The organism is Sphaerisporangium sp. NPDC051011 (assembly GCF_040653595.1).
In the GTDB taxonomy this organism is placed as follows: Bacteria; Actinomycetota; Actinomycetes; order Streptosporangiales; family Streptosporangiaceae; genus Sphaerisporangium.
In genome coordinates this window covers 151111-176638 of record NZ_JBFAGG010000013.1, presented here as the reverse complement: position 1 = coordinate 176638, position 25528 = coordinate 151111, and the positions used below count along the sequence as shown (strand labels likewise).

The 25528-nt window shown below is 71.4% G+C and carries 18 protein-coding genes and 4 tRNA genes; 6 read left to right on the top strand and 16 right to left on the bottom strand.

The features are described 5' to 3' along the window. Positions 1 to 165: 165 nt before the first annotated feature. The 6 genes from AB0H21_RS28480 to AB0H21_RS28455 all read right to left on the bottom strand — a co-directional run bounded on the left by AB0H21_RS28480 (position 166) and on the right by AB0H21_RS28455 (position 8315). Positions 166 to 3072, bottom strand: a complete 2907-nt coding sequence (locus AB0H21_RS28480) for a ricin-type beta-trefoil lectin domain protein (protein WP_358522406.1) — start codon at positions 3070 to 3072, stop codon at positions 166 to 168. Between the two features lie 114 nt (positions 3073 to 3186). Next, positions 3187 to 4338, bottom strand: coding sequence for a family 16 glycoside hydrolase (locus tag AB0H21_RS28475; RefSeq protein WP_358522405.1), 1152 nt, complete (start codon positions 4336 to 4338; stop codon positions 3187 to 3189). Between the two features lie 444 nt (positions 4339 to 4782). Continuing rightward, on the bottom strand, positions 4783 to 5688 hold the full coding sequence (locus tag AB0H21_RS28470) for a helix-turn-helix transcriptional regulator (protein ID WP_358522403.1): 906 nt from the start codon (positions 5686 to 5688) through the stop codon (positions 4783 to 4785). A gap of 279 nt (positions 5689 to 5967) precedes the next feature. Further along, positions 5968 to 6762: a nucleotidyltransferase domain-containing protein gene (locus tag AB0H21_RS28465; protein ID WP_358522401.1), complete on the bottom strand. Its 795-nt coding sequence runs from the start codon at positions 6760 to 6762 to the stop codon at positions 5968 to 5970. Positions 6763 to 7058: 296 nt separating this feature from the next. Then, complete coding sequence (locus AB0H21_RS28460) at positions 7059 to 7898, bottom strand: GAF domain-containing protein (protein ID WP_358522399.1); 840 nt, start codon at positions 7896 to 7898, stop codon at positions 7059 to 7061. A gap of 345 nt (positions 7899 to 8243) precedes the next feature. Continuing rightward, a tRNA-Val gene (locus AB0H21_RS28455) sits at positions 8244 to 8315 on the bottom strand. A gap of 448 nt (positions 8316 to 8763) precedes the next feature. Between AB0H21_RS28455 and AB0H21_RS28450 the strand changes: the two genes are divergently transcribed. Continuing rightward, positions 8764 to 9177: an SsgA family sporulation/cell division regulator gene (locus AB0H21_RS28450; protein ID WP_114032276.1), complete on the top strand. Its 414-nt coding sequence runs from the start codon at positions 8764 to 8766 to the stop codon at positions 9175 to 9177. A 41-nt stretch (positions 9178 to 9218) separates the two neighbouring features. Here the strand turns inward: AB0H21_RS28450 and AB0H21_RS28445 are convergent, their stop codons facing one another. Next, positions 9219 to 9857, bottom strand: coding sequence for a DUF305 domain-containing protein (locus AB0H21_RS28445; RefSeq protein ID WP_358522395.1), 639 nt, complete (start codon positions 9855 to 9857; stop codon positions 9219 to 9221). Between the two features lie 95 nt (positions 9858 to 9952). Here AB0H21_RS28445 and AB0H21_RS28440 point away from each other — a divergent pair, with 95 nt between their 5' ends. Beyond that, a complete protein-coding gene (locus tag AB0H21_RS28440) occupies positions 9953 to 11371 on the top strand; it encodes a hypothetical protein (RefSeq protein WP_358522392.1) in 1419 nt (472 codons plus the stop codon). Between the two features lie 16 nt (positions 11372 to 11387). Here AB0H21_RS28440 and AB0H21_RS28435 read toward each other — a convergent pair whose 3' ends face one another. The 4 genes from AB0H21_RS28435 to AB0H21_RS28420 all read right to left on the bottom strand — a co-directional run bounded on the left by AB0H21_RS28435 (position 11388) and on the right by AB0H21_RS28420 (position 15851). Continuing rightward, positions 11388 to 12218 carry an aminotransferase class IV gene (locus tag AB0H21_RS28435; RefSeq protein ID WP_358522390.1) on the bottom strand — a complete coding sequence of 277 codons (831 nt, stop codon included), beginning with the start codon at positions 12216 to 12218 and terminating at the stop codon, positions 11388 to 11390. 150 nt (positions 12219 to 12368) lie between these two features. Continuing rightward, positions 12369 to 13355: a chorismate-binding protein gene (locus AB0H21_RS28430; protein ID WP_358522387.1), complete on the bottom strand. Its 987-nt coding sequence runs from the start codon at positions 13353 to 13355 to the stop codon at positions 12369 to 12371. A 162-nt stretch (positions 13356 to 13517) separates the two neighbouring features. Continuing rightward, the gene (hutH, locus tag AB0H21_RS28425; protein ID WP_358522384.1) at positions 13518 to 15113 is read right to left on the bottom strand and encodes a histidine ammonia-lyase; all 1596 of its coding nucleotides are present in this window, start codon (positions 15111 to 15113) and stop codon (positions 13518 to 13520) included. 15 nt (positions 15114 to 15128) lie between these two features. Beyond that, positions 15129 to 15851 carry a helix-turn-helix transcriptional regulator gene (locus AB0H21_RS28420; RefSeq protein ID WP_358522382.1) on the bottom strand — a complete coding sequence of 241 codons (723 nt, stop codon included), beginning with the start codon at positions 15849 to 15851 and terminating at the stop codon, positions 15129 to 15131. A gap of 180 nt (positions 15852 to 16031) precedes the next feature. On the opposite strand from AB0H21_RS28420, the gene AB0H21_RS28415 reads away from it, so the two are divergent. The 3 genes from AB0H21_RS28415 to AB0H21_RS28405 all read left to right on the top strand — a co-directional run bounded on the left by AB0H21_RS28415 (position 16032) and on the right by AB0H21_RS28405 (position 16291). Then, positions 16032 to 16104, top strand: a tRNA-Gly gene (locus AB0H21_RS28415). A 30-nt stretch (positions 16105 to 16134) separates the two neighbouring features. Next, positions 16135 to 16205: transfer RNA gene (locus AB0H21_RS28410), tRNA-Cys, on the top strand. A gap of 11 nt (positions 16206 to 16216) precedes the next feature. Beyond that, positions 16217 to 16291, top strand: a tRNA-Val gene (locus tag AB0H21_RS28405). A 395-nt stretch (positions 16292 to 16686) separates the two neighbouring features. On the opposite strand, the gene AB0H21_RS28400 is transcribed toward AB0H21_RS28405, so the two are convergent. The 4 genes from AB0H21_RS28400 to AB0H21_RS28385 form a co-directional block, all read right to left on the bottom strand. Beyond that, positions 16687 to 18435 (bottom strand): serine/threonine-protein kinase, encoded by a 1749-nt coding sequence (locus AB0H21_RS28400; RefSeq protein WP_358522379.1) that lies wholly within the window; start codon positions 18433 to 18435, stop codon positions 16687 to 16689. Between the two features lie 304 nt (positions 18436 to 18739). Further along, positions 18740 to 20764, bottom strand: coding sequence for a family 20 glycosylhydrolase (locus AB0H21_RS28395; RefSeq protein ID WP_358522377.1), 2025 nt, complete (start codon positions 20762 to 20764; stop codon positions 18740 to 18742). A gap of 105 nt (positions 20765 to 20869) precedes the next feature. Further along, positions 20870 to 22327 (bottom strand): ATP-binding protein, encoded by a 1458-nt coding sequence (locus AB0H21_RS28390; protein WP_358522375.1) that lies wholly within the window; start codon positions 22325 to 22327, stop codon positions 20870 to 20872. After that, entirely contained in the window at positions 22324 to 23982 is a 1659-nt protein-coding gene (locus AB0H21_RS28385) for an FAD-dependent oxidoreductase (RefSeq protein ID WP_358522373.1), read from the bottom strand. Before AB0H21_RS28385 ends, AB0H21_RS28390 begins: the two co-directional genes overlap by 4 nt. Before the next feature lie 163 nt (positions 23983 to 24145). Between AB0H21_RS28385 and AB0H21_RS28380 the strand changes: the two genes are divergently transcribed. Continuing rightward, a complete protein-coding gene (locus AB0H21_RS28380; protein ID WP_358522372.1) occupies positions 24146 to 24706 on the top strand; it encodes a hypothetical protein in 561 nt (186 codons plus the stop codon). A gap of 12 nt (positions 24707 to 24718) precedes the next feature. Here the strand turns inward: AB0H21_RS28380 and AB0H21_RS28375 are convergent, their stop codons facing one another. Beyond that, positions 24719 to 25354 (bottom strand): hypothetical protein, encoded by a 636-nt coding sequence (locus AB0H21_RS28375; protein ID WP_358522369.1) that lies wholly within the window; start codon positions 25352 to 25354, stop codon positions 24719 to 24721. Between the last annotated feature and the right edge of the window lie 174 nt (positions 25355 to 25528).

Sequence of the window (25528 nt, the reverse complement as noted above, 5' to 3'; positions counted from 1 at the left end):
AATGTGGCCATACCCCTGTGGAAATCGCAGGTCACGGAGGGCTGAGCAAATATTTCGGCTGATGATGGCCGATCATCTGGTTTGACCGGACGAAAACCAGAAGAAATGACCGGGGCCCGGGGCGCGCTCGACGCGTGCCCGGGCCCCGTCCCTCAAGCGTTCAGATCACGGCAGGGTCCAGGTCTGCGCGCCTGTTCCGTTGCAGTCGTAGATCTGCAGTTGCCGCCCGTTGGTGGTGTTGGACGCCGGGATGTCCAGGCAGCGCCCGGACTGCGGGTTGCGCAGCGCCCCGTTGCCCTGCGCCGACCACTGCTGGGCGCCCGATCCGTTGCAGGTGTACAGCTGCACGAGCGTGCCGTTGGCCGTCCCGCTGGCCTTGACGTCCATGCACTTGCCGAGGCCGCGGATCGTGCCGTCGGTGCCGATGGTCCAGCGCTGCGCGGCCGAGCCGTTGCAGTCGTAGATCTGCACCTTGGTGCCGTCGGCGGTCGAACTGGCGTTGATGTCGACGCACTTGCCGAGACCGCGGATCTCGCCGGTGCGGGCCGCGGGAGGCGTACCCGCGCCGGCACCGGTGAAGGTGTAACTGTCGACGTCGTACAGCGCGCCGGTGCCGCTGCCGCTGAACACCAGGTAGAGGTCGTGGGTGTTGTCGTCCGGCTTGTTGACCGGTGCGGTGACCTCGGTGTAGTTGTCCCAGCCGCCCGTCCCGGCCACGGCGACGCGCGCGACCTCCGGGCCGGTGGGCGAGTCGAAGCGGAAGGACAGCGTGCCGCCGGCGCCGGCGGAGCTGACGCGCGCCTTCACCCCGGTGATGCCCTTCAGGCTGACCCCGTGGTGCCTGACCCACTCGCCGTTCTGGATGTCGCCGAGGCGCTTTCCGCCCTCGGCCGCGGCCTGGTCGACCAACTTGGGGCCGTTGAGCTGAACGAAGTGCTCGGCCTGCCACTGCTTGGGCCAGAGCGTGATCTCCTTCTCCCCGGTGAGCGGGACCGTGCCGGCCGCCCCCTTGTCGGTGTAGGAGGACCGCAGGACGAAGAACTGCACCGCGTCCAGCCCCGCGTGGATGGGGCCGGTGTTGAAGGTGGAGCCGCAGCCGGTCCCCTGTCCCATCTCATGCGCGTGCTCCTGGTGGCCGAGGGCCGCCCGGACGATCACACTGGCACAGGGGACGGTGCCGTCCTGCGGGTCGGTGGCGCCGGCCGTCGCGATCAGGTCGTCGCCCCAGCCGAACATGCCGCCGTTGGGCAGGCCGTTGAGCGTCACCGTCGGCCGGTTGTTGCCCACGACGATCGGGACGAGCACCGTTCCGGACCGGCCGGTCCCGTCGTTGACGGTGAGGCGGGCCCGCTTGTCGCCGTTGGTCGTGTACGTGTAGCTCGCGTTGGCCGCGGTCGAGTCGGTGGTGCCGTTGTCGTCGAAGTCCCAGGCGTAGGTCAGCGGGTTGCCGTCGGGGTCGGAGCTGCCGGCGCTGGAGAACGCGACGGTCAGCGGGGCGAGGCCGTTGTCCTTGTCGGCGGTCGCGACGGCGATCGGCGAGCGCCCACCCTGGACGTAGTTGATCTTGTAGAGGCCGGCGTCCGCGGCGCCCGAGAAGTAGCCGCTGCCGTACTCCAGCAGGTACAGCGATCCGTCCGGCCCGAACTCCATGTCGATCGGGTGGACGAAGCTCATGCCCGACAGGACCGGCTCGATGACGGTCGGCGTGCCCGTGGAGGGGTTGCCGTTGTCGAACTGGACCTCCTTGATCCAGTTACGGCAGTACTCGGAGATGAGCCACTTGTCGTCGTAGTACTGCGGCCACTTGACGTCGGAGTTCAGCGCCGGGTCGTAGTGGTAGACCTCGGTGTGGTTGGGCGAGCCGCAGCCGCCGGGGCTGTCCAGCGCGGGCCATTCCCTGCTGCCGCCGTGCTGCTCCCACACCAGCGCGGGCTTGGTCGGCGGGAGCTGCTGGAGTCCGGTGTTGCGCGGGGAGTTGTTGACCGGGCCGGTGGTGCCGCCGCAGGGGAACCAGCCGCGGGGGGCGTTGGCGGCGAAGTCCCAGTCGTTGTAGGCGACGTTCGGCCCACCGCAGTAGGGCCAGCCGTAGTTGCCGGGGCCGGTGGCGCGGTTGAACTCGTCGTAGGCCGCCGGGCCGCGGTTCGGGATCGTGGCCCCGGCGTCCGGGCCGACCTCGCCCCAGTACAGGGTGTTGTTCGCCTTCTTGTCCACCCACACGCGGTACGGGTTGCGCGTGCCCATGATGTAGATCTCGGGCCGGGTCTGGGCGGTGCCCTGCGGGAACAGGTTGCCGGTGGGGATCGTGTAGGTGCCGTTGTCCTCGGGGTGAATCCGGTTGATCTTCCCGCGGAGGTCGTTGGTGTTGCCGGAGGTGCGCTGGGCGTCGTACTGCGGGTTGCGGCTCGTGCGCTCGTCGATCGGCGCCATGCCGGCAGAGTCGCCGCCGGAGTTGGTGTTGTCGCCCACCGCGAAGTACAGGTTCTCGCTGGAATCCCAGGTCATCGAGCCCGCAGAGTGGCAGCACATGTCACGCTCGGTCGGCCACTCGATGATCATGTCCTCGCTGGCGGGGTCGAGCACATTGGTGGAGGTGTTGAAGGTGAACCGGGAGATGCGGTTCACCAGCGGCGTCACCTTGGGTGAGTAGAAGAGGTACACCCAGTGGTTGGAGGCGAACCGCGGGTGCAGGGTGATGCCGATGAGCCCGTCCTCGAACCGCGCGTCGAGCTGGAGGGTCAGCGCGACGGTCGTGGCCTTGGTGGCGGGGTTGTACAGGCGGACCTGGCCGCCGCCGGAGCTGGTGCCCCGGTTGATGTAGAGCACCTTGCCGTCGGGCAGGACCGACAGCTCGATCGGCTCGCCCATGGACAGCCCGCCGTCCAGCTTGACCTTCTCGAACCCGCTGGTCGGCGGGGGCGCGAGCGCGGCCTGCCTGACGGTGACCGCTGCTGCGGCGAGGGGGGTCACGGCGGACGGGGAGGCGGAGGCGGCCGTGGCCCCTTGCAGGGCCGTCGCGGCGAGGGCGAGGATCACTGCGCCGACGACCGTGCGTAAGCGCGCGAAAACTGACACGAAATCTCCTGGGGGGTGGGAGGACGGGAGAGCTCGGCACGGGGACTCCGTACCGGGGAGAGCGGCCCGCGCCGCCGGGTGCGGGCGCGGGCCGATGTGGTGTGGGGGCCCGGGTCAGAGACCGAGGATGTTCAGGTCCCAGAGGGAGTACCCCCACTGGGTGGCGCGCTGGGTGCCGTAGACCCGCACGCAGCGGCCGCTCACGTCGCCGAGCGGAATGTCGTCGATGCCGCCGTCACCGTTCACGGTGGAGTACACCGTGGTCCACGCGGCGCCGCAGCCGGGCGCGACCTGGATCTGGTACGCCCGCGCGTAGGCGACCTCCCAGTTCAGGCGGACCAGCCTGATGGTCCGCGTCTGGCCGAGGTCCACCTGGATCCACTGCGGGTCGGAGTACGCGCTGCCCCACCGGGTCGCGAGGTCGCCGTCGACGGCACGCGGGCCGACGTGCTGGGATCCGGGCTCGACGCTGGATACGGTGACCGGGCGGTCGCGCGCGTAGTCGACGAGGGCGGGGGCGTCGGTCTTGATGCGGATGTCGCGGTAGTTGATGTCCATGCCGTCGCCGTCGTTCTGCACGCCGATGTAGCCGTTGGCGATGTTCCGCGTGCTCATGTAGTCGTTGATCTTGACGTCGTTGAGGATGACCTCGACGTGCCGGCCGTGCAGCCTGATCTCGTAGGTGTTCCACTGGCCCGGCGGGCGCAGCGCCTGGGCGCGCAGCGCGGCGTCGGGGGCCTTGAAGCTGTAGACGCTGCCGGTGGTACGGCTGGGGTCGGCGTCGGTGGCGTCGATCTGGATCTCGTGGCCCTCGTTGACCGGCTTCCACGGGTCGCCCTGCGGGTCGGAGAAGCCGATGAACACTCCCCCGTTGTCATCGCCGGGCATCATCCAGTCGAGCTTGAGCGAGTAGTTCGCGAACGTGCTCACCGGATACCACAGCAGGCCCATGCCACCGAAGGACTTCAGCGTGCCGTCCACGATGGTGAAGCCGCCGGGGCCGGCCTGGCGCCATCGGCTGAGGCCGGCCTGGGTGCCGTCGAACAGGGAGGTGTACCCGGGCTCGGCCGCCAGGCCTTCCTTGGCGGCGGGCGCGGCCTGCGCCGTGGCCGCCGTCAGGGGTGTCGCGAGGGTCGCCGCCACGGCCACCACGGTCACGGCGCGCCGCAGCAGGACGGCGGAGCGTGCGAGGGCCGCGCGGGCACGGCGCAGGGCCGTGCGGGGCGAGGCGGGGGTGCGGTCGGGAAAGCGCGCGTGCTCGTCCATCACGGATCCTTTGGGAGGGGATCGAGGGATTCGAGGGGATAGGAGCGCGCCGCCGCACCTGTCCGCTAAAAGTCGGAGCTGATGGGACCTAACTTTCGCCGCTGTGGACGAAACTTTGACACGTGACAACTGAAGCGTCAAGGCGGTGAGTGGCCCCGGTCCCTGCCCTCTACCAGGGCGGGAGGAAACGGCGGACGTCCGGAGGGCGTCGCGTCCCCCGGTCGCGCGCCGGAGCCGCGGATCACCGGTCTTCGCGGCGCGCCCGAACAGGTCATCCGATCAATCCGGGTATCAGGAGGCGGGAATGGCGAGCTCACCGGAGCGCCGCCGCCCGGTGCGGCCCCGCACGGACCGCAAGCCTCGGAGGTGCGGCCCGGCACGCCACCGGGCCCGGTCGACGGCCTGGCGCCTCCGCCGGGAATGACCGCCGCCGGAAAGACCGCCTCAGTACTCGTCCAGCATTCTGCGGATCATCGCGGCCGTCGCGGAGGCCGACTCGGCGTCGACCACGAGCGCGTTCATCACTGCGTAGTAGCGGTCGATGTCGGCCTGCTTGTCCGGGAAGATGACGCCCACGAGCTGCGGAAGGCACACGACGTCGCTGAGCTTGGTCGCCGACGTGCGCATGATCGCCATCGGGCCGCCCATCGCGCCGTGCTCGCCGCGGCTGAACGGCAGCACCTGGATCGTGACGTTGGCGCGCCGGCCCGCCTCGAGCAGGTATTCCATCTGGGCGCGCATGATGGCCTCGCCGCCGACCCGGCGCCGCAGCGCCGACTCGTCCAGGACCGTCCACAGCCTCACGGTGCCCGGCTCCACCAGGATGCGCGCGCGCTCCATCCTGAGGCGGACACGGCGCTCGATCTCGTCCTTCGAGACGCCCGGGTGCAGCGCGCCGATCAGCGCGCGGGCGTAGTCCTCGGTCTGCAGGAGCTCGGGAACGCACAGCGGATCCCAGCTGCGGATCAGCGCGGCGCCCTGCTCCAGGCCGATGTAGGACTCGAACGAGGGGGGCGTCAGGTCGTTGTAGGCGTGCCACCAGCCGGGGACGCTGGCCTGCCGTGCCATCGTGAGCAGGGTCTCGCGCTCGGCGTCGCCGGTCACTCCGTACAACGTCAGCAGGTCCTGGACGTCGCGGGCCTTGAAGCCGGTACGGCCGAGCTCCAGGCGGCTGATCTTGGTGTCGGATGCGCGGATGCGGTACCCGGCCTCGGCCCGGCTGAAGCCCCCGGCCTCGCGCAAGCGGCGCAGCTCGGCGCCCACGAGCATGCGCAGGACCGTGGGACCGGCCTGGCGGTGGTCGAGTCCCTGGTCGTCCTCCAAGTCGTCGTCAGCCGGGAAACGGCTCAAAACTCCCCCTCAGTCACAGAAACCACCGACCACCCTCACCGCGCCCCACACCACCAGCGTCTCACGCTGCCGGCACACCCAGTACCGATCTTTCGCAGACGTGACGTGCCCACGAAACCGCGCCGCGCCCACGAGAAGAACGGACGGCGGCCCGAAGTTGGATCGTCTTCCCTGCGCCGGGCACTGTCAACTCACGACCGGCACAGGACATGACGATATCTGTCAAACGGCCCGGAAGACGCGGGAGCGGGCCGCGTTCACCGGCAGTCGCGGCCCCGGTCAGGGGTGCGGACGTTCGCCGGCCCAGCGTTCGGTGTGGGCCTTGACCAGCCACGCGTTCACGCGCGTCATGTCGGGGTGCTCCGGGAGCGGCGAGGTGGTGATCAGGCGTTCAAGGCGGGACTCCAGCTCGGCGGCGACGGCCAGGGCCTCGTCCTTGGTGTGCCCGCCCTGGCGCAGTTCGACGATCCACGTGCGCCACGGCTCCGGCATGGGCAGGGTGACGCCGCCGGTCTCCAGCAGCTCCACCCCCTGCAGCCCGAGCCGCACCATGTGCCCGGCGTACTTCACGTCGAACCCGTACAGGGCGATCAGCTCGGGACGGTTGGTGCGTGTCCCGTTCGGGCGCTCGACCATGTGGTCGCGCTGCGCACGCAGGTAGCCGAGGAACCGGTGGCCCGCCTGCCGGGACAGGACCATGTCCGCGTTGGCGCGCAGGTCCTCGCCGATGCGCGTCATGGTGACGATCTCCTCGGGCGGGACGAACAGCGGCAGCAGCACCGTCGGGTTGCCGGTGACGGCGAGCCGCATCCACTTGCGTAAGGAGTAGATGATCAGGTCCAGATCGCCGGGGCCCGAGCGCACCCCCTCGGGCTGGGTGCGGTACACGTACTGGTCGAACCGGTTCAGACCCATGACGTACTCGGGCGGCTCCAGGCAGATGCCCATCTCGTCGCGGTCGTCGGTGCCCGCGATGTTGGTCCCGTGCACGCCGGAGCCGACCTGGCAGCGCAGGATCGTCAGCTCGTCGGCGATGGCGCGGAACTCGGGCGTGGAGTGCTTGGTCCAGCTCACGATCTCTCCCCCATGGTCGGCCGGGCACGACGCGAGGGACGCGATCGGCTCGACATGGGATCAATCCTGGCCAACCGGTGGATCCACGAGCAATTCATTTCCGGAACCGCGCCGTCGCCGTACCGCGCCATGACGCCTCCCGGCCGCCGCCCGTGAAGATCGAAAAGGCCGCTTCCGACGAATCGGAGGCGGCCTACGATCAGGGCCCGCTGGCTTGGTGGCGTGTTCGCGCGGTGCCGCGGCGCCGACCGCGGTGATCTCGAACGTGCGGTGCCGCTGCGCACAAGGCCAGTCTCCTAGAGGTTGGAGAACCAGGCCAGCACGGCGATGCCGGGAGCCTCTCGTGGGGAACCGCCGGTGACCGGCTGGGCCACGAGCGTGGCGGCACGGCCGTCGGAAAGGCCGACCTCCACCACCGCCGCCCGGCCTTGCGCGACCAGATTCAGCGCGGCCTCCTGCAGAGCGAGCCGATCGCGCGGAGACAGATCCCGCAGCTCCGAACCCGGGACGGGGTGTGCCACCTTGACTCCCCGTTCCCGCACGAACGCCTCAAGCAGGGCGCGCTCGCGGTCGGTGGCCATGTCGAGCAGACGCCGCTCGACGGCGGTGGCCGAGCGCTGGGCAAAGGCCATCAACTCCGCGTTCGCCCGCTCGTTCGGGCAGGTGATACCGACCACCCCGGACACGCGCCCGCTGAGCGGATCACGTACCGGCGCGGCCATGCCGGTGATCCACCGCAGCGCCTCAGCGAAGTGCTCACCACCCACGATCTGGCAGGGACGCCGTTCCACCAGCGCCGAGCTGAAAGCGGTGGTGCCCACATCGGCCTCGGCATAACTGGAACCGGGCGCGGCACCGACCGCGTCCAACGCCCTGCGCAAGCCCGGGTCCCCCACGGTACGCAGGAAAATCACGCCCTTGGCATCGCCCAGGAACACGCACGCCGCGGTGCCCGCGATGGTGGTCTGCAACTGCTGGAACACCGGCCGGGCCGCGCGCACCAGGCCGCATTCGAAGTCCAGGTCCTCAAGCAGGCGCGGCTGGACGGTGTCGGGGCTGAGCCCAACCGCCTGGCACCGCCGCCAGGAGTCCAGGACCGACGCGCGTACGCGCTGCCCCGCGGGCTTGCCGTCCAAGAACCGCTCCATCAGCGTGCCCGCGAGTCCTCCCCCATCGTTCCAGCCATCTGCCATCGGGCTCACTCCCCCGACTTTCACATTGTGAGCGCTGCGATGTACACCCCACTGTCAGGATAGGGACACACCACATCACCCGCACCCGCCCGGTACGGTCTCGCCGTCTTACCAGGCGTCTTGGGCGTCACGCGGCCTGGCGCGCCGGCGCTCGCCGGTCAGGACGCCACCCGGGCGCCAGCGTAACACGCCACCGCCCGGCTCACCCGAGGGCCGGTGGCGGGGCTTGGTCGCTCAGAAGATCAAGAAGGCCGCTTCTGACGAATCAGAAGCGGCCTGCGGCCTGGGTGGGCGATACTGGGATCGAACCAGTGACCTCTTCGGTGTGAACGAAGCGCTCTCCCGCTGAGCTAATCGCCCCTTCCGCGCCGGGCTTCCCGTGCTGACTTGGTCGGCCTGACGCGGAAAACCATACCTCACTCCGCGGCACGCTGGCGAACCGGCGGACGAAACCGATCACGAAAGGTTCGCCGGAGTCCGGCGGCGTGGCGCCCTGTTGTCATAGCATCGTCATGCCCCATACTCATCCGAATCGCACCACTTATGATCTTTACCCCGAGACACCCGTAGATGCCCCGTAGGACGGCCGGAACGACACGCAAAACCCTTGCAAACAGGCGCCTCTAAGCGATGTTTGACCAGGTAGCGGCATAAATGTCGCGCTGTGATGTGCGTTACAGAAGGCCTCAGGAGCGGAATCTCTCCTGCAGTGCCTTCGTTCCGCAGACATGGCTCCGGATGAAGTCCTTCAGAGCACCGCAACCCGAGCCCCGCGCAGGGGACCCACCGACGAAAGGGCTGGCTGACGATGAATGCCACCGTCTCTGCCGAGCTGGGCCTTCGACTTGTGGTCCCCGACCGTACGACCGTCCCCCTGCTCGCCGGCCTCAGCTACACGGCCGATGACCCGTACGCCATCCGGATGGCCTTCCACGTGGGGAACGACGAACCGGTCGAGTGGATCTTCGCCCGCGAACTGCTGACCGTGGGCATCGTGAGACGCGTCGGAGACGGTGACGTCCAGGTGTGGCCCGCGCGAGCCGACGGTGAACGCACCCTGAACATCAGTCTCACCTCGCCCTTCGGGCAGGCTCTGTTCGAGGTGCCGCTCCACCCGCTGACCGAGTTCCTGCACCGCACCTATGAGCTGGTCTCCGCCGGCCGGGAGACCGACTTCATGGACCTGGACGAAGAGCTGTCGAACATGCTGTGGAGTTCCTGACCCCCGGACCGCCCCCGGCTCGCGGAGTTCCTCCCCCGGCCTCACCTCAGGAGCGCGCGCATCCTGCCGATCTCCACGCGCTGCCCGGACGCCATGTCCGCGGCCATCGCCCGCATGATCTGATCCGTGCCGCCCGCCAGCTCCTCCCCCGCCATCGTGACCGCCCCCTCGTGGTGCCTGATCATGAGCCGTAGCAGCAGCGCGTCGAAGGCCTCCCCGCGCGAGGAGCGCAGCCGGTTCATCTCCTCCAGGCTCGCCATGCCGTACCCCGCCTGCCCGGCCGGCGTCGTGCCGTCCCCGTGGCCGGGGTGATCGGCGGGGACATCGCGGCCGAGCGCGCGCAGCCATCGCGCCATCACGTCGATCTCCGGGCGCTGCCCGGCCGAGATCCGCGCGCACAGGCTCCTGACCCGCGCGTCCGAGGAGCGCTCGGGAGCCAGACCGGCCATCTCCAGCGCCTGCCGGTGGTGCGGGATCATCCGCTCGGCGAAGAGCACGTCGGCGGCGGACGCGCGCCGCTCCGGCCGTCCGACGCGCTCGCCGGGCGTGGCCGTCCGCCCGGACTCCCCGGGGGCGCCCGGGACGATCACGGGGGCGCCACCGCCCGCGACGACGGGCGCGCGCCCGCCCTCGGCCGTCCCGGTCGCGGTGGTGCAGCCGGCCACGCCGGATGCCAGCACAACCGTTACGAAAACCCCCCACACACCCGCCCGGTTCGACATAGCTTCCATACTGGTGCAGATTCCCAGCATTCGATCCGACAACGGGGGGCATAGTGGGCACGTGGCGAATCGGGGCGACCGCCGCCGCACTGGGGACGGTCATGATCCTCGGAGGATGCGCCGGCGACCCGGAGCCCTCCGCCACCCCTGCGGCCACGTCCAGCGGCTCGCCCACATCCTCGGCTCCCCTCACGAGTGGCGGCGTCCAGCACAGCGCCAACGCCCGGCTCGTGGCGAACGTCCCGCTCTCGGCGCCCTTCGACGGCGAGCACGCGTGGGGCACCGACCTGGCCTTCCAGGGGAACTACGTGTTCACCGGAAACTACGAGGGCTTCACGATCCACGACATCAGCGACCCGGCCAAGCCGAAGGTCGTGACGCGGGTGGTGTGCCCCGGCGGCCAGAACGACATCTCGGTGACCGGGAACCTGCTCTTCCTCTCCATCGACGAGCCGAGGAGCGACAACACCTGCGAGAGCGACCACGGTGACCCGTTCACGGGCTGGGAGGGCATCCGGATCTTCGACATCTCCGACAAGTCCCACCCCCGCTACGTCAAGTCGCTGGCGACCGACTGCGGCTCGCACACGCACACCCTCGTGCCGGGCAAGGACGCCTCGAAGGTGTACCTCTACATCTCCTCGTTCGGGCCCGACCCCTCGGCCCCGCACTGCAAGCCGCCGCACGACTCCATCGGGGTCGTCGAGGTGCCGGTGGCCGACCCGGCCCAGGCGCGGGTGGTGGCCCAGCCGGTGCTGTTCCACGACGGCGACGACGAGTCCCAGCCCGGCGCCACGAGCGGCTGCCACGACATCACGGTGTACCCGGAGAAGGACCTGGCCGCGGGGGCCTGCCTCGGCAACGGCATCCTGATGGACATCTCCGACCGCGCCCACCCGAAGGTGCTCCAGCAGGTCACCGACACCGAGAACTTCTCCATCTGGCACTCGGCGACGTTCAGCAACGACGCGAGCCGTGTGATCTTCTCCGACGAGCTCGGCGGCGGGGTCGCCCCCACCTGCGACGCCAAGACCGGGCCGCTGCGGGGCGCGGACGCGGTGTACGACATCAGGCCCGACCACACGCTTCAGCGCCGGGGGTACTTCAAGATCCCGCGGCATCAGACCGCGGCGGAGAACTGCGTCGCGCACAACGGCTCGCTGCTGCCCGTGCCCGGCAAGACCATCCTCGTGCAGGCGTGGTACCAGGGCGGGGTCTCGGTGGTCGACTTCACCGACCCGGACCACCCCAAGGAGATCGCCTTCGTCGACCGGGGCCCGCTCGACTCCGCCGACGGGGAGCCCAAGCTGGGCGGGTCGTGGTCGGCGTACTACTACAACGGCTACATCTACTCCAGCGACATCACCAAGGGCCTGGACGTCATCGCGATCGACGACCCGCTCACCGATCCGGCGAAGACGGTCAAGGTGAACGAGCTCAACGCCCAGACCCAGGTGTCGTACCCGGAGTGATCACGGCCCGGAGTGATCAGGGATCGACGTCGGCCGCGGAGCGCTCGGCGAAGACGCGCATCGCCTTGGCGGTGACCGGGCCGGGCGCGACCGGCAGGACCGTGTCGTCCACCAGGCGGATCGGCTGGATGTCGCGGGTCGTGGAGGTCAGGAAGGCCTCCTCGGCCTCGTACAGCGCGGAGACGGGGACGTCGGCCTCCTCGCCGCCGTGCCATTCGAGCACCAGCGCGCGCGTCACGCCCGCCAGGCAGCCCGAGGCGAGCGTGGGGGTGAGGAGGTGGCCGTCCCGGACGATGAAGATGTTGCTGCCCGTGCCCTCGCACAGGTCGCCCGCGAGGTTGGCGAAGATCGCCTCCTCGCCGCCGTGCACCTTGGCGTAGGCGAGCGCCTTGGCGTTGTCGCCGTAGGACGTGCTCTTCACGCCGGCGAGGGCGCCGCGCTCGTTGCGGGGCCAGGGGACGACGGTGACGCTCGCGGTCTCCGGGAACGGGGGCTGTGCCGCGACGATCACGATCGCGGTCGTGCCCTGGTTGCCGCGGTCGGAGCCGAGGGGGCCGTTTCCGCTGGTGTAGGTGATGCGGATGCGCCCGAGCGGCCACGGGGGCGCCGCGGCGAGGCAGGAGCGCACGCCCTCGGCGATGGCCGAGAGGTCGGGGGCGGGCAGGCCGAGGCGCTCGGCCGAGAGCGCGAGGCGGTCCAGGTGCCGGGTGAGCGCGAACGACGCGCCGTTCACGCACTTGATCGTCTCGAAGACGCCGTCGCCGACCATCAGGCCGTGGTCGAAGACGGAAACGCTGGCCTGTGCGGGATCCAGCAGTTCGCCGTTGACCCAGACCGGTACGTTCATCCCAGTTCTCCGTTCTTACGAAATATTGCCGGGTATTGCCAGGTCTACCCGGTTCAAGGTGGCCTCCTCCGCGGTCGCCCGCCGCGGGACGGCGGGCGCGTGCGGCGAGGGATACCGTGCGTGCGGATCCGCGCGGGCCGGGGACGGCCCTCAGGCCTGCCCGGAGGCGAGCGCGATGAGCCGGGACGCCTTCAGCTCGGTCTCGCGCCACTCGCGCTCCGGATCGGAGCCCCAGGTGATGCCGGCTCCGGTGCCGAAACGGATGAGGTCACGCTCGATCCAGAAGGTGCGGATGCCGACGGCCAGCGCGGCCTCGCGCCGGTCGGCGTCGACCCAGCCCACTGCCCCACAGTACGGCCCCCGGGGCTCTGGTTCGAGTTCATTGATGATACGCACGGCCGAGGACTTCGGCGCGCCGGTCACCGAACCGGGCGGGAACGTCGCGGCGAACAGCTCGGCCCACCCCTGCCCCGGCGCCAGCCGGGCGCGGACGGTGGAGACCAGGTGGACCAGGCCGGGATGCTCCTCGACCGCGCACAGGGACGGCACCGTGACCGACCCCACCTCGGCCACTTGGCCGAGGTCGTTGCGCACCAGGTCGACGATCATGACGTTCTCGGCGTGATCCTTCTCCAGCAGGTCGCCGGCGGTCACACCCGTCCCCTTGATCGGCCGGGACTCGACGACGTCCCCCGACCGCGAGAGGTACAGCTCGGGCGAGGCCGACACGACGGTCGTCCCAGGCACCACGACGGTCGCGGCGTACGGCGCGGGGTTGCCGCGCGCGAGCCGGGCGGCCAGCACGAGCGGGTCGGAGTCCAGGGGCAGCTCGGCGGTCACGACGCGGCACAGGTTGGCCTGGTAGACCTCGCCCTGCTCGATGTAGTCGCGGATCCGCCGGACGCCGTCCTCATAGGCCCGCCGGTCGAGCGAGCCGGTCCACCGCAGGGTGGCGGGCCAGGGGCCGGCCGGGCGGGGCAGCGGGGCCGGGCGCACCTCGTCGAAGCGGGCGCAGGTGACCTTCCCCTCGTAGGTCACCACGACGGCCCACCAGCCGGTGGCGTCCAGCGCTGCGAGATCGGTGGTCACATCCCGGAGCCCGGTCGCGAGCCGGCCTCCGACATGGGCGAAGTACACATATCCATTGTCTCGCGGTCCGGCCACTCGCCCGCCCCCGTCCAGCACCACGGTGGAGGTGCCGCGCCTGTTCCGCCCCGGCCTGGTGATCGAGAGGTCGTCGCGGCGATCCCCCGGAGGTTGACCGCCGTCGCGGCGATCACCCCCGGGGGGCGGCCTCGGTCAGGCGAGCGGGCCCGTGACGGACTCGGCGGCGGCGACCAGCGCGCCGTCGCCGACCATGCGGACCGCGGCCTCGATCTCGGGGGCCAGGAACCGGTCCGGTCCGGGGCCAGGGACCTCCCGGCGCAGCACGGCGACCACCGCGCCCGTCGCGGGGGCGGGCCGGAGCGGCGCGCGCAGGTCGATGGCCCGCGCGGCGGTGAGGATCTCGATGGCCAGCACGCGCGTGAGCCCGTCGATCGAGCGGCGCAGCTTGCGCGCGGCCGACCAGCCCATGGAGACGTGGTCCTCCTGCATCGCCGAACTCGGGATCGAGTCCACGCTGGCCGGGACCGCCAGGCGCTTGAGCTCCGAGACGATCGCCGCCTGGGTGTACTGGGCGATCATGTGCCCGGAGTCGACGCCCGGGTCGCCGGCCAGGAAGGCGGGCAGGCCGTGGCTGCGGGCGACGTCCAGCATGCGGTCGGTCCTGCGCTCGGACATGGAGGCGAGGTCGGCCAGGGCGATCGCCAGGAAGTCCAGCACGTAGCCGACCGGCGCGCCGTGGAAGTTGCCGTTCGACTCCACCCGGCCGTCGCCGAGCACGACGGGGTTGTCGATGGCCGAGGCCAGCTCACGGCCCGCGACCACGGCGGCGTGCGCGGCGGTGTCGCGGGCGGCCCCGGCGACCTGCGGCGCGCAGCGCAGCGAGTAGGCGTCCTGCACGCGGGTGCACGACTCGTCCCGGTGGGAGGCCATGATGCCGGAATCGCCGAGCAGCGCCCGGAGGTTGGCCGCCGAGTCGGCCTGACCCGGGTGGGGACGCAGGGCCTGCAGGTCGGCGGCGAAGACGCGGTCCGTCCCGAGCAGTGCCTCCACGGACATGGCCGCGCCGACGTCCGCGGCCCGGAACAGCCTGCCGAGGTCGTCCAGGGCGAGCACGAGCATGCCGAGCATGCCGTCGGTGCCGTTGATCAGGGCGAGCCCCTCCTTGGCCGCAAGTTCGACCGGCTCCAGGCCCGCCCGCCCCATCGCCTCCCGCGCGGGCCTGAGCACGCCCTCGCCGTCCCGTACGTCGCCCTCCCCCATCAGGGCGAGCGCGACGTGGGACAGCGGCGCGAGGTCGCCCGAGCAGCCGAGGCTCCCGTACTCGTGGACGACCGGCGTGATCGCGGCGTTCAGCAGGCCCGCTAGCAGCGCGGCGGTCTCGGGACGCACGCCGGTGTGGCCGGTGGCCAGCGTGTGCAGGCGAAGGAGCATCATCGCGCGGACGACCTCGGCCTCGACCTCGGGGCCCGACCCGGCGGCGTGCGAGCGGATCAGCGAGCGCTGCAGCTGGGCGCGCAGGTCCGGGTCGATGTGCCGGGTGGCGAGCGCGCCGAAGCCGGTGGACACGCCGTAGGCGGGGGTGGGGCTCGCGGCCAGCTCGTCCACGTGGGCACGGGCCTTGGCCATGGCCGTCACCGCCTCGTCGGTGAGGCGGACGGCGGCGCCGTGCCGGGCCACCCGGACGACATCGGCGAAGCCCAGCGGGCTCGGGCCGATCTCGATGACGGCGGTGGCCCGGGCCCCGCCCTCGCGATGCTCCCCGGAGTTCACGACCTCGTTGTCGCGCATGGTGTCACTCTCTTGCTAGGTAACTGGCGTATTGCATGTTAGCCCCTTACAGGGGAACATCGCCGCCAGGCCCTTCCTGCCCAGGTCGGTGAGCTGGAGCACACGCCTGGTGGGCCCGCGCCGGTACCAGTCGCGCTCCAGCAGCGCGCGGGTGATCTCGGCGCCGAGCGCGCCCGCCAGGTGGGGGCGACGTTCGGTCCAGTCCAGGCACGCGGGGGCGAACCGCCGCCGGGACCGGCGCGCCGCCGCGAGGTCGGCCCCCAGCCCGGCCAGCGCGGCCTCCCCCGCCTCGGTCACCTCGAAGGCGTCGTCGCCGGTCAGGTGCCCCGCGGCCAGCATCGCGCCCAGCAGTTCGACGCCCGCACGGCCGGCGAGGTGGTCGTAGCAGGTGCGCGCCTCACCCAGCAGCCGCGCCTGCCTGGACTGGCGCAGCGACCGCACGGCCGGGCGCGGGCTGACCCGCGCCAGCACCTCCAGGACCTCGGCCACCTCGGGCCCGGCCAGCCGGTAGTAGCGGTGCCGCCCCTGGCTGACCACGGTGACCAGCCCGCCGTCCAGCAGCCGCGCCAGGTGGGCGCTCACGGTGGACGGGCTCACCCCGGCCAGGTCCGCCAGCTCCCCCGCCGCCAACGCGCGCCCGTCCAGCAGCGCGGTCAGCACGGCGGCCCGCGCCGGCTCGGCGATCAGCGAGGCCACCGAGGCGATGTCGGCGTCGCACGCCACCCGTTGTGCCACCATGTCTCGACGCTAACCCACCCACACTTCGCCCCAGATCGAAGCGTCCCCGGCCCGGACTCCCCGCCCCGCGTCACCCGGTCTTCACGGGCGCCGAGACGCGAGGGGCGATCTCGGTTTGGGGAGTTGGCCGGGATTCGCTAGAGTTCTCTGCGTGAGGCCGGGCGTTCACCGGCCGATCACGCGGACGTGGCTCAGCTGGTAGAGCATCACCTTGCCAAGGTGAGGGTCGCGGGTTCGAATCCCGTCGTCCGCTCGGAGAGGTCTCCACGGAGGGGGCTTGCCCGGTGGAGTGGCCGAGAGGCGAGGCAGCGGCCTGCAAAGCCGCGTACACGGGTTCAAATCCCGTCTCCACCTCTGTTTTACCGGGGCGATTAGCTCAGTGGGAGAGCGCTACCTTGACACGGTAGAGGCCACTGGTTCAATCCCAGTATCGCCCACCACCGAATCCCCAGGTCGCCGACCTGGGGATTTTTCATGGTCACAGCTCCGCGGGGCGCCCGAGGCCTGCGGGCGGCGGGGCGTGCGCGGGAACGTCGGCCGGGTCGGCCCGCCCGCGGCGGATACACCTCGACAAAAGCGTATGACGTGGCACGCTCCACGACCCGCCCGCGTTACTCCGGAGTCCGGCGATCCGGACCGTTCAGCCGAGAAGGCTGTTCGGAGCCTGAGGCCGCCACCGGACCGTGAGCGCTCACGCCCCTGGGCGACCGCGATCCCCCCGAACCCGGCCCGCGACGGCGCCACATACACGTTTCCGTCCCGAAACCGGACGCCCCCGGCTAGGCCGGCCGCGTTCGCGCGCTTCGGCGGGTGACGCGGGCCGGTGCGGGCTCGGTCAGCGGGCGGCGAGCAGGGCGGCGTTGACCAGTCTCGCCATGCGGTCGGCCGTCGCGAAGCCGGGCTTGTGGCCGGAGTGGTAGACGAGGACCATCACGTTGGCCGTCTGGAACAGGACCTGAGTCTGGTAGTTCGGGCTGGTGGGGTCCATCCGCCGGGTCCAGCCGTAGGCCGCGTCGCCCACGGCGGGGCCCTCGCGGACCTTCGTTCCCGGATACCGCCTGGGCTCGTCCTTCATGTTGGACCGGCTCATGTCGAACGCGGTGTACGCCATGTCCGCGTTCTGGAACCGGGTCTTCTGGATCTCCAGGAAGGTGCCGTCCTTCCGGTCCCACATGCACGCGTCCTTGGTCATGAAACGCTCCTCGGCCGGGCCGCCGAGCAGGATGCGCGCCTGCGCCGCGGTGAGCAGCGAGCATGCCTCGGGGTTGGCGGCGAGCAGGCCCGTCGGCGCTGCCCCGCCGGTGCGGTCAGGCGTCACCGAGGGGCGGCCCGTGCCGGTCGCCGCCACGGACGAGGTGACGCCGGGGGTGGATCCGGACGGAGGGATGACGCCGGCGCGCCACATCAGGACGCCCGCCACGACCGGGACGGTCACCGCCAGCGCTGTGCCGATGACCATCGGCGCCCGGCCGCGGGAGGACCGCCTGCCGGGCACGGTGGGTCCGGTGGGTCCCGTGACGGCCGCCCGCCTGACGGGCCCGGTCCGATCCGCCGGCCCGCCGGGGCCGGTCACGCCGACGCCACCCGGACCGGTCACACCGCCGAAGCCGCCCACGCCACCCGGACCTGTGACGCCGTAGCCGGACACGCCGCCCGGTCCGGCGGCGTGTCCGGCCGCGTCGCCGAAGGCGGGCCCGCCGGCGACGCCGGGCGCTCCCCCGAAGCCCATGCGGCCGCCTGGCTCGACCGGCGTTCCCGGGACCGCCGGCATCGGGCCGCCGCCGGCGATGGCGTGGAGCCGTGACGCCACCCAGCTCGCCGGGCAGCGCCGGACGGGGTCCTTGTCCAGGATCGCGGCGAGGACGGGAGCGAGCGGCCCGGCCAGGCGCATCGGGTTCGGCTCGTGCATGAGCACGGCCGCCATGATCGCGTTGGCGTTGTCGCGCCGGAACGCGGGCGCGCCCTCGACTGCGGTGTAGAGGGTGGCGCCGAGGGACCACAGGTCGGCGGGCGGCCCGTCGGCCTCGCCGCGCAGCCGTTCGGGGGCCATGTACCCGGGTGAGCCGTTCAGCAGCCCGGTCTGGGTGAGGGCCGGGTCACCGGCGACCGTGGCGATGCCGAAGTCGGTGAGCAGCACCCTGCCGTCGTCGGTGAGCAGCACGTTGCCCGGCTTGACGTCCCGGTGCAGGATGCCGGCCGCGTGGGCGGCGCCCAGCGCGTCCAGGACGGCGAGCCCGATGGCGGCCACCCGGTGAGGCGGCAGCGGCCCGTCCGCGCGCACGATCTTGTCGAGCGACCTGCCCCGGACCAGTTCCATGACGATCCAGGGCTGGCCGCCCTCCAGGACCACGTCGTGCACGGTGACGATCGAGGGGTGCGACCGCAGCCGGGCGGCGGCCCGGGCCTCCCTCAGGGTGCGTTCGCGCAGCTCCGCCCGGGCGTCCGCGTCGAGCTCCGGCGGCAGCAGCACTTCCTTGATCGCGACCTCCTGGCGCAGGAGCTCGTCGGCGGCGCGCCAGACCGTCCCCATGCCACCCTGCCCGATCGCCGAGATGAGCCGGTAGCGGCCCGCGAGCAGGGTCACCGGCGGGCCCCGGTCCGCGCGTGGGACGGGCTCGGCTGACCGGCGCCGCACGGGCCGGGGCGCGCGTTCGTCGGGTGTTCGGGCACGGCCGTGGTCCGCGGCGGCCGGACGGCGATCGTCAACATCTCTCCCAGGTGCGATTCGGCAGCGCCATTCTGGCGGCCGGACCGGACCTGAGCATCCGGAATCCCCGCATCGCGGCGATTTGGTGTGATCCTGCAACCAGGGCTCGGCGCGTCGATCAACCTCAAGATCATCGTCACGGCGGCCGGGCCTTGCGCTTGAGCTCGGGCCCGGCCGGCGCCTAGGGCTGCACCTCCAGGTAGTCGACGTTCGGCCCGCCGTTCGCGGTGGTCGCGGTGGCCCGGATGGTGTTGGTCCCGGCGGAGAGGTTCGCGGTGAGCGTCCCGGTCTGCCAGGTGGTCCACGCGCCCGTCCCCGGGAAGGCCATCCCGGCGGCCACGGTGGCGCCGTTGACCGTGACGGTCATCGGCCGGTTGACGGTGGTGCCGTTGGCGTACCGCACGCGCAGCGTCACCGGGCCCGCAGCCGCCGCGGTGACGGTCCACTGGACGTACGCTCCACTGGCGTTGTCGTAGTTGACGAACCCGGCGCCCGAGTAGCCCGCGTGGTTGGACTCGACGACGCCCCGCGAGATCGTGGCGTTCTCCGCCTCGTACCTTGCCGCCGTACCGTTGCTCCACGGGACCTGGGCGGACCGGTAGAAGCCGATACCCATGGCCGTCCAGCGCGGCGCCTGCGCGCCCAGGCGGACGCGGAAGGCGTTCCAGTCGTGCGTGGACCACGGCGACCAGCCCAGCTCGGCGATGGCGGGCAGCCGGGGGAACGCCATGTACTCGATGTGGTCCTCGGTGACGATCGTCTCGGTCCACAGCGGCGCCTCGACGCCGAGCACGGCCGACTCGGGCACGCCGCTCAGGTAGGCGCCCGGGTTCCACTCGTACGCCGTCCGCACCTCGATGTAGCCCGCCCAGTCCAGCCCGAGCGGAGTGGAGGAGTTGTACTTCATGTCGAGGTAGGCCTTGTCGGCCGGGGACATGACGACCTTGGCGCCGCGCGAGACGGCCGTGGTCACCGCCGAGTCGGAGGTGGTCGTCCCCCAGTACTGCACGACGCGCCCCGGCGAGTGGTTCACCGCCGACGTCCCTATCTGGTGCCACCCTATGACCGTCTTGCCCGTCCCCGTCACCAGGGGCTGCACGCGGTTCATGAACGCGGCGTACTGCGCGGCCGGGGTTGAGCTCGCCTCGTCGCCGCCGATGTGCAGGTAGGGGCCGGGCGTGATCGCGGCCAGCTCGGCGAGCACGTTCGCGACGAAGGTGTAGGTGTTCTCCTTGGTCGTGCACAGCGAGCTGAAGCCGACGTCGGTCCCGGTGTAGAGCGGCGGGGCGACGCCGTCGCAGTTCAACTCGGCGTACGACGCGAGCGCGGCGTTGGTGTGGCCCGGCATGTCGATCTCCGGGACGATGGTGACGTACCGCTGCGCGGCGTAGGCCACGATGTCCTGGTATTGGGCCTTGGTGTAGTAGCCGCCCGCGCCGCCGCCGACCTGCGTGCCGCCCCCGTAGGTCGCCAGGCGCGGCCAGGTGTCGATCGCGATGCGCCAGCCCTGGTCGTCCGAGAGGTGCAGGTGCAGATGGTTGACCTTGTAGAGGGCGATCCTGTCGATGTACTGCTTGACGGTCGCGACCGGGTGGAAGTGGCGCGCGACGTCGAGCATGGCGCCCCGGTAGGCGAACCGCGGGTGGTCGACGACGCGCCCGCCCGGCACGACCCAGGGGCCGGGGCGCACCGTCGTGCTCTCGACGTCGGCCGGCAGGAGCTGGCGCAGCGTCTGCACGCCGTTGAACAGCCCGTTGGCCGTCTGCGCGCGGATGGTCACCGACGTGGCGTTCACGTCGAGCTGGTAGCCCTGCGCGCCCACGGCGGGGTCGGCGCCGGTCAGCAGCAGCGAGATGCCCGGGGAGGGCGAGGACGCCTGGGCGAGCGGCAGCGCGTACCCGGTCGAGCGTCGCAGGAGCGCGGCGAGGTAGGCGCCGACGTCCGCGGCCGCGGCCGAGCCCGTCTGGGTGAAGATGCCCGCACCCGACGGGAGGATGTAGGTGACGCCGGCGGACGGCTGGGCCGACGCAGGGGCCGGGATGACGTCGGCGATCGACGCGGCCGAGGCCGGAGGGGCCGCGGTGACCGTCACCAGCCCGGTGCCGCCGGCCAGGAGCAGGACCGCGGCGAGCCGTGCGAGCGCACGGCGGGCCAGGGGACGTAGGCGGGTCGTGCGGGGCGTGCCGGACGGTAAGGAGAGGCTCATAGGCGTCCCTCGCAGGCGAAAGCGGCTTATTTATTAATAAGCCTTACTTTCAGCGAGAACGTCCGTCAAGCCACAGGACGCCACCTGGATCGGGTGCGCGCGAGGTCATTCCGCCGCGATCGGGAGCAGCACCCGGAAGCGGGTGTCGCCCGGCACCGAGTCCACCCGGATGTCGCCGTGGTGCTTGTTCACGATGATCCGGTAGGAGATGTCCAGCCCGAGGCCCGTGCCCTCGCCCACCGGCTTCGTGGTGAAGAACGGCTCGAAGATGCGCGGCCGGATCTCGGCGGGGATGCCCGGCCCGGTGTCGGCGATCTCGACGAAGACGCGGTCGGCCTCGTGCCCGGTGCGGACGGTGAGCACGCCGCCGCGGCCGTTCATCGCCGCGAAGGCGTTGTCGATGAGGTTCGTCCACACCTGGTTCAGCTCGGCGGCGTACGCGGGGATCGCCGGCACGGTGCGGTCGTACTCCTTGACGGTCCGCACCCCGGAGGGGATCTTCGCCTGCATCATGGTCAGCGTGGCGTCGAGCAGCTCGTGCACCTCGACGGTCTGGTAGGGGGTGCGGTCGAGCTGGGAGTACTGCTTGGCGGCCTGGACCAGCGAGGACACGCGGCTCACCGCGTCCTCGATCTCGCCCATCAGCAGCTCGGTCTCGATCGTGTAGGTCAGCCAGCGGATCGCGGGCTCCAGGTTCTCGCCGCCGACCGCGCCGCTGATGCGGTCCAGCCACGTCGCATCGATTCCGCCGGAGACGAGCGTCGAGGCCAGCTCCCAGCCGCCTGTGATGTCGTGGTCGTCCAGCCAGTCGCACAGCGCGTCCTCGGCGTCGGCGGTGGCGAGCGCCGACAGCGGCACCGCGTTCGCCGCCCGCTTGACCGCGTCCTCCTGCAGCTCGACCAGGTTGTGCAGCCGCGAGCCGTCCACCCTGGCGTCGGCGATCAGCGCCAGCTTGTGGCGCATGCCCGCGACCCGCTCGCGCAGCACGGCCGTGGCCCGGACGGCCGCCGCCGCCGGGTTGTTCAGCTCGTGGGTCAGCCCCGCCGACAGCGAGCCCAGAGCCAGCAGCCGCTCGCGCTCGCCGACGATGGTCTGGTTGACGCGCATGCCGACGAACATGCCCTCCAGCATGTGCGTCGCCATCGGGAACCATTCGCGCATCGCCCGGGCGAGCACGCTCGCCGGTAGCGCGAACAGCTCGATGTCGCTGATCGCGCGCAGCGTGGCGGTGTAGGTCTGTTTCACCTGGTCGGCGAGGTAGGTCTGCATCGCCCCGGCGTACACGCCGCGCTGGTCGGTGCGGTTGATCTCGACCTCGTCGCCCCGGACGCGCCGCGTGAGGGCCACGGTGCCGCTCAGCAGGACGTAGAAGCAGGTGGCGGGCTCGCCCTCCTGGCAGACCATCTCACCGCCCCTGTGGCGTTCCACGCGGCCGTGCTCGACGAACACGGCGAGCTGGGAATCGGTCAGGGATTCGAACAGGAACAGGGTGCGCAGCTCGCCGGCGGTGAGGCGATCACCGTCCGCGTCTCCGCGCCCGGCGGTCTCGCCCGGCTCGGTCATTGCGTCTCCAGATAACGGTGGATCAGCGATACGGCCATCGCGCCCTCGCCTACGGCCGAGGCGACGCGCTTGACCGAGGTGGCGCGCACGTCGCCGGCGGCGAACACGCCCGGCATACTGCATTCCAGGTGGTACGGATCGCGCGGCAGCGACCAGCCCGGCGGCCGGCGGCCGTCGGCGAGCAGGTCCGAGCCGGTGAGCACGAAGCCACGATCGTCCCGCTGGATGGATTTGTCCAGCCAGTCCGTGCGCGGCTCGGCCCCGATGAAGATGAACAGCCAGGAGGTGTTCACGTCCTTGACGTGCCCGGAGCGCGGGTCGCACAGCGAAAGCCGCTGCAGGTGGCCGTCGCCCTCGCCCCCGACCACCGTCGTGTGCGGGTGGACCTCGATGTTCGGCCTGCCCTCGATCTGGTCGATCAGGTACTGCGACATCGAGCGCCGCAGGTCCCCGGCGCGGATGAGAATGTGGACCTTCCGGGCGTACCGCGAGAAGTGCATGGCGGCCTGGCCGGCGGAGTTGGCGCCTCCGACGATGTAGACCTCCTCGCCGGCGCAGGCGGGGGCCTCGGTCGCCGCCGACCCGTAGAAGACGCCCCGGCCGGTCAGCTCGGCGAGGCCGGGGGCCTCCAGCATGCGGTAGGAGACGCCGGTGGCCAGCACGACGGTGTGGGTGGCGATGGCGCCACCATCGCCGAAGCGCAGCAGTCGCGTGCTGCCGCCCGACTCCAGGCCGACGACCTCGCGCGTGGTGAGGATCTCGGCGCCGAAGCGCAGGGCCTGGCGCCGGGCGCGGTCGGTGAGCTGCGCGCCCGACACGCCGTCGGGGAAACCGAGGTAGTTCTCGATGCGGCTGCTCTGCCCGGCCTGGCCTCCGGTGGCGCGCTGTTCCAGCAGGACGGTGCGCAGTCCCTCGGACGCGCCGTACACCGCCGCGCCGAGCCCCGCCGGGCCCGCGCCCACGACCACCAGGTCGTAGAAGTCCTCTGCGGGCTTGGTCGTCAGCCCGACGTGCGCTGCCAGGCCGGCCTCGGTCGGCTTGACCAGGGACGAGCCGTCCGGGGTGACCACCAGCGGCACATCGTCCACGCCTAGGCCCGCCGCGGCGAGCAGGCGCCCGCCCTCGGCCTCGTCGGCCAGCAGCCAGCGGTAGGGGACGAGGTTGCGGGCTAGGAAGTCGCGGACCTTGTACGACGGGGCCGACCAGCGGTGGCCGACGACGCGGATGTCGTTGATCGCCTCGTCGGGCGCCGCCGCCCATGCGTCCAGCAGCGCGTCGACGACCGGATAGAGCTTCTCCTCCGGCGGGTTCCACGGCTTCAGCAGGTAGTGGTCCAGGTCGACGATGTTGATCGCGTCGATGGCCGCCTCGGTGTCGGCGTACGCCGTGAGCAGCACGCGGCGGGCGCGCGGGAAGATGTCCATCGCGGACTCGAGGAACTGGATGCCGGTCATCTGGGGCATTCGGTAGTCCGCCAGCATGACGGCGACCTGCTCGCCGCGCAGCTTGAGCTCGCGCAGGGCATCGAGGGCGGCCTGGCCGGAATCGGCGCGCACCACTCGGTAACGATCACCGTATCGTCGCCGGATGTCCCTGGCCACCGACCGCGAGACGGCCGGATCGTCGTCGACGGTCAAAATCGCCGGGTTCGCCATGGATCCAATGAAACCATGTCGTGGAGTAAAGATGGCCCGGTCCCGAGGGCCTCGCGCCGATCATGCGCACCCCTGTGCCCGACCCTCCCGCGAATATCACAGATGTCGGAACTGGCCTGGTTTCGGGGGCTTTCCGGGAGCCGAGTGAGTAGAGTCACCGGCGATGGCTACACAGACGACGCACACGATCACCGTTCAGTGGGACGTCATCCCCGACGACGCCGACGATGTCGCGCTCGTCCACGACGGCGCGTTCCGCACCTACCGGTGCGCCTGCGAGACACCGCTGCCCGGCCGGGTCGCCGCCGAGCTGCACGCCATGGAGACCGGCCAGTGCTCGGTCTGCCTCGGATCGGCCGACCAGGAGATCGTGCCCGGGTTCGTCCAGCGCTGCGCCGCGTGCGCCGCCACCGGACGCCGCGACGTCCAGCTCGTCTGGGAGGTCGCGCACGGCGAGGCGCGGGAGGTGATCACCACGGAGCTGGTCCGCGGCGTGATCGGCGACCACGCCGGCCCGTTCCGGCTGTCGCAGGTCGCCGACGCCGTCCGCGAGAGCCTCGCCCTGCCGCGCGGCCGCCTCCCCGTGGGCCCGCGCGTCCGGGACGTGCTGCGCGAGATGGAGGCCGCCGGGGAGCTGGTGATGCTGTCGGCCCCCGACGAGATGCTGCGCGGCCCGTCCGTGGTGCTGTACCGCGACCCGCTGTGGCAGCGGGCTTCGGCCTGAGGCGGCCGCGCCTCACACGCCGCTGAGGGCGAGAACGGCCCACGAGGAGACCGCCCCCGTCACGGCCCCCGCCGCGACCTGCGCGAAGGTGTGGTGCGCCAGCCGGACGCGCGCCCAGCACACCACCGCGACGACCAGCAGCCCGACGGTCAGCGTGGGCGTCGCGGGCAGGACGCGCGACAGCACCAGCACCGTCCCCGCGGACACGGCGGCGTGGAAGGAGATCTTCCACAGCAGCGTCACCGGCACGGTCACCGCCAGGCCCGCGAGCATCGCGCCCACCGTGGCCACCAGCAGCCGCGGCGCGCCGAGACCGGCCAGCAGGACGAGCGCGGCCAGCACCGCGACGACCGCCACCATCAGCGGGACCGTCCTTCGGGAACGGTCGACGATGTGCCGCGAGTCCAGCCGCCCGGCGCGCACCCCGAGGGCGATGACCAGGGCGGGGACGCCTCCGCACAGCAGCGACGCCACCAGCCCCCAGCGGAACCCGGCCCACCCGTCGGAGACCAGGCCCACCACCGGCGGCAGCCCGATCACCAGCACCTGCGGCGCGAAGACCTCGGTCACCCACCGGGCGACCCGGTCGGTGACCCCGGTGCCCTCCACGACCCCCTCGCCGGCACCCGGCACGCGCGCCCCACCCATGACACTCCCTGGAGAGATCTTCCGGACGTACGCACAGTGCCACATCTGAACCTATGGCCACGCCAAAAGCACTGTTCGGGGCGCGGCGGTGTTCTGGAGGAGGAGGGAGGAAGGGTGAGGAACGAGCCCTTCCGAGTGACGACGGAAGAACATCGCCTAAGGGGCGCCCCGGAC